Source organism: Desulfosarcina cetonica JCM 12296 (assembly GCF_001311845.1).
Lineage (GTDB): Bacteria > Desulfobacterota > Desulfobacteria > Desulfobacterales > Desulfosarcinaceae > Desulfosarcina > Desulfosarcina cetonica.
On record NZ_BBCC01000302.1, the window covers coordinates 1 to 4,608 of the forward strand.

Sequence of the window (4,608 nt, forward strand, 5' to 3'; positions counted from 1 at the left end):
GTCATCGCCGGTTAAAATGGCCCCACCTGCCGGCAGAAAGTGAACCCCCTACACCGCCATTTTTGAAAATACCGTCAAGGAATTGTACGGACCCACCCGCCTCCTACTTTCGGAAGATAATCCCACCTATAATGTCGTGCCATCCATTCCACCTGTGTATGAGAGGGCATGATGCAACGAACGCGAACCCGTAAGCGGCCGTGTAAGATTTGCCGCAAATGGTTCATGCCGGATCCGCGTCAGAGTGGCAGACAAAAGACGTGTGGCGATTTGGCATGTCAAAAAGAAAATCATCGTCGGCAATGTGAGCAGTGGAACCGAAAAAACCCCGACTATTTTAAAGCCAACTACTTGAGCGAAAAACTGTCCCGTACAGAGGCCCCACCGGCGGCATCAGAGAAAAGAACGCCTGTTGTCTTACCGTCAAGCCGCATCAACCTATTCCTGCCCAAGGATTTGGTGGCCGACACCATTGGTGTCCGTCACCTCATTATCTTGGAATACATCATCGATCAGGTGATGCGCCATGGAAAAGGGCGAGCATCCGTGAGAGCGCCATAATGCGCACAGGGTTTTTAAGATGCATGATTAATGTAACGTATTGTTATTTCATTGCGATATTAACCGACTAATCAAAAAAATGATTTTAAGACCCATCAAATGGATAACCAATAGAAATTATAATGGAATACTAACGGAATAATCGAAAGCCATTTTTAAGACGCAATCGACATCGATGGTGCCCATGAGATACGGTGGCATCATGTCCGATAGTCCCTACATAACGATTCCCCCGCAAACCATCGGTGAGCGCTACGCGGATTTACGGATCATCCAGCCTGTGGCGGAAAACGCCATGGAGCGGTCCATGCAAAACTATGGTCAATTGACCCCCGTGGTGGTGGGGCAGATGGATGATCGATACGAGATGGTGGATGGGTTCAAAAGGCTGCGGGCCGGCCGCAAGCTGGGTTATGAAGGCCTGCAGGCCCGGGTCATGCCCGGTGGCCAAAGAGCCATGAAGGCCGCCATCATTTACCTGAATACCAAGGCGCGAACCCTCGCGGATATCGAAAGTGCGCTGGTGATCCGTTCGCTTTACCGGGAGGATCATTTAAGTCAGATCGAGATCGCCACACTGTTAAACCGCCACAAGAGCTATGTGTGCCGGCGTCTTGCGCTGGCGGAAAAGCTCGGCGATGACGTGATGGATCATCTCAAGCTGGGGCTGATCAACATCACCATCGGACGGGAGCTGTCACGGTTGCCCGCGGGCAACCAGGCCAAGGCGCTGACCACGGTATTGAAATACGGATTTACCGGCAGCGAAACCGCTCAGCTGGTCCGGCTGCTGCTCAAAGAGCCGGGGTGGAACCACGAGGTCATTCTTGGTTTTCCGGAAAAGATCTTGAGCGACCGGCATCCGCCCCGTCCGCGAAAGGATTGGTGCGACGGTTTTCACAATCGACTGGTCAAGATGGATGTGTATTTGTCCGGCATCACCACGGATCAGTTGAACATGTGTCAGCCGGAGCGTGTCGTGCCCGTCATCGAACGGATCCAATCGGCACTGGCCGGCATGCATGGACATCTTAAACGATGGTAGTCTTTGTTCGCAACCGTCAGGATCTGGAACACCAAATTATTCTCATGCATGCCGAAGGATGGAGTATTCGTGCCCTGTCGCGTCGTTTTAACATGGGCCGCAACACGATCCGGCGGATCCTGCGTAAAAACCAAGAAACGCGGGATAAAGGCCATGATGTACTCGATTGTCGCAGGCCGGTCGCGAGAAAAAGCAAGCTGGACGACTTCAAATCCATGATCAATGGGCTTTTGGAAAAGTATCCCGACATAACCGGCGTGCGGGTGTATGAAGATCTTCGTGAAAACGGCTTTGACGGCGGACAAAGCATCGTCAAGGAGTATCTGCGCAAGATCCGGCCACGGCCGAAGAAAGCGCCGGTAGTGCGTTTCGAGACCCCGCCCGGACATCAGGGCCAAATGGACTGGAGTCCCTACACCTTGAATTTCATTCGTAGCGGCCGGCAGACCGTGCTGTGTTTCTCGTACATTCTGGGTTTTTCACGCCGGCAGTATATCGATTTTACCACCGACCGGCGTTTTTATACCTTGATCCGGCGCCACCAGGATGCCTTCGCTCATTTTAGCGGTGCTCCCGCCGCCTGCCTGTACGACGGTGAGAAAACTGTGATTCTGCGGTGGGAGGCCGGCCAGCCGGTATACAACCCGGCATTCGTGGCCTTCATCACCCATTATCATTGCCGGCCGGTGGCGTGTTTGCCCGGACGGGCCCAAACAAAGGGAAAAATCGAGGCCCCGTTTCAATACATTGAAAAGAATCTACTCAATGGCCGGACATTTGACGATCTTGCAGACCTGCGCCAAACGGCGGCATGGTGGCTGGAAAACCGCTCGGATGTGCATGTTCATGACACCACCGGTCGCAGGCCGTTGGAACTGTTCTTGGAACAGGAGCAAGCCGCCTTGAGACCGCTTCCCGCCCATCCCTACGACAGCGCCGAGGTGGCCCTGCGGGTCTGCCGGGTGGACGGATTTTTGGAACATGAGACCAACCTGTATTCGGTGCCTTATGAATACGTCGCCGATATTCTCACGGTCAAGGCCACGGAGAACGATATCATTGTGTACAGCCCCGAACTTGAAGTGATTGCGCATCATGAGCGAAAACCCATGGGCGCCTCACAGAAAGTGGAGGATCCGGATCATCGCAAGTCGGAAAAAGTGCGCTATGGGCTCGAACCGGTGAAAGCGGCGTTTTTGTCCCTCGGCGATGGTGCACAGGCGTTTCTGGATGGACTAAAAGGGCGCCACCGGCACCATTGCGGGTTCCAGGCCCGTTACATCCTACGTCTTAAAGAGACGTATCATTGCGACGATATTCACGCGGCGCTGGTGCATGCGGCAAAGTATTATGCCTTTGACGGCAAGGCCGTGCAGCGGATTTTAAAAGCCCGTCACACGCCCCGCCAATTGGAACAGATGAGCACCCGGTCGGCCTCACAGTGCGCCGCCTTGCTGCCGGAGATCAAGCAGCGCCCGCTGGAAGCGTACAGCGCTTTTTTAAAGGAGGCCGGCAATGACCACGATGGATAATATCCGCAGCCATCTTAAAACGCTGAAGCTCTCGCGCATGGAAAAGGCACTGGATGAGACCTTGGCTGAGGCGACCCAAAAAAACTTGCCGGCCGAAATCGTGCTCGAACGCCTATTGGAAATCGAGGCCGTCGCGTTGATCGAAAGGCGTATGGAGCGGCGCATCCGTGAGTCAAAACTGCCTGAGCGCAAATTGCTCGCCGATTTTGACTTTGCGTTTCAAACCGGCATCGACAAGCGCCAGGTGATGGATCTGGCCACGTTGGCGTTTGTCCAACGAAAGCAGTGGTTGATCCTGGCCGGCAGTTCCGGCGCCGGCAAAAGCCATATCGCCAAGGCACTGTTGCTGCTCGCCTGTCAGCACCTGTACCGCTGCCGTTATGTAACGGCCTCCTTTATGCTGCGCGACCTGTGGTCCGGTCTGGCCGACGACACCCTTGAAAACAAACTGAAGGCATATGTGCGGCCCGATATCCTTTTGATCGACGAGATCGGCTTTGACCGTTTGGAACAGGAATCGACCCGTAACGCGTCGCTTTTCTTCAAGGTCATCGAAGGCCGTTACGGCAAAAACAGCACCCTTTTGACAACCAACATCGATTTTACGGCCATGGGCAAGTACCTGGGAGATCCCGTGGTCACGGCTGCCATCGTGGATCGCATGGTCCATCATGCGGTCATTATCAGCATCGACGGCCCCAGTTGGCGGATGCACGAATCCAAGCGGTTGAATCGATCCCCTCGTAAAAAGGGAACCGCGGGCACATCCGAATGACACGCCGTTTTTCGTCCGGAGAACTTAATTTTCTACGCAACCGGGTCCCCATTGGTCGGGTCGTAAAAAACCTGTTCGGTACTTCCATCCAAGACAGCAGCCAGCGATTTGTCTGCCCCATATGCGGTGGACCGGACACATCCGTCAATGCCGGTCACAATCTTGCCCGATGCTTTTCTTGCCGACGGAACTTCAACCCCATCGAACTGGTCATGCACCAGCTGAAGATCAGCTTTGTCGACAGTGTCAAATGGCTGCAGGGCCGCATGCCGTCTTCTCATCAATACACCCCCGCTACGAACAAGACCGATAACGCTGGGCCTTGTGCCATCGGCGATATTCTATCCCACGTAATCCCATCGCTTCCCCCAAACGAAGCCAGTGCGCCATCTATGGAATCCATCGTTAAGAGAATCTCACACCTGGAACATCGCCTCAGACATCTTGACCGCGTCGTCAGCGAACTTCGATCGTACCTCAATCAATAATCACTCTGTGCATATAGTCTCCGGCTTACACGGTGGGCTTATGGGCGGGCTCTTTTCTTTGAATTTTGGCTGGGCGGGCTCTGTGACATCAATGCCTGGACCGACCTTTTAAACCGGCACCTCCCTGACCTGATCCTCAAAAATCAGCAACTTTCATATGGGTTCATCAAATCACGAAGACGGGTCCATCTTTAACCGGCGGTAGCA

At 54.0% G+C, this 4,608-nt stretch carries 4 protein-coding genes; all 4 read left to right on the forward strand.

All coding sequences use genetic code 11. The annotated features are described in order from the left end of the window. Positions 1–763 precede the first annotated feature (763 nt). Genes JCM12296_RS32460 through JCM12296_RS51110 form a run of 4 tightly spaced genes read left to right on the forward strand, consistent with a single transcriptional unit; the run spans position 764 to position 4,401 of the window. A complete protein-coding gene (locus JCM12296_RS32460) occupies positions 764–1,606 on the forward strand; it encodes a ParB/RepB/Spo0J family partition protein (protein WP_172684223.1) in 843 nt (280 codons plus the stop codon). After that, positions 1,600–3,138, forward strand: coding sequence for an IS21 family transposase (gene istA / locus JCM12296_RS32465; protein ID WP_054701826.1), 1,539 nt, complete (start codon positions 1,600–1,602; stop codon positions 3,136–3,138). The genes JCM12296_RS32460 and istA overlap by 7 nt, the downstream gene beginning before the upstream one ends. Continuing rightward, entirely contained in the window at positions 3,122–3,913 is a 792-nt protein-coding gene (istB, locus tag JCM12296_RS32470) for an IS21-like element helper ATPase IstB (RefSeq protein WP_054701829.1), read from the forward strand. Before istA ends, istB begins: the two co-directional genes overlap by 17 nt. Continuing rightward, positions 3,910–4,401, forward strand: coding sequence for a CHC2 zinc finger domain-containing protein (locus JCM12296_RS51110; RefSeq protein ID WP_157068111.1), 492 nt, complete (start codon positions 3,910–3,912; stop codon positions 4,399–4,401). Before istB ends, JCM12296_RS51110 begins: the two co-directional genes overlap by 4 nt. Positions 4,402–4,608: the final 207 nt, after the last annotated feature.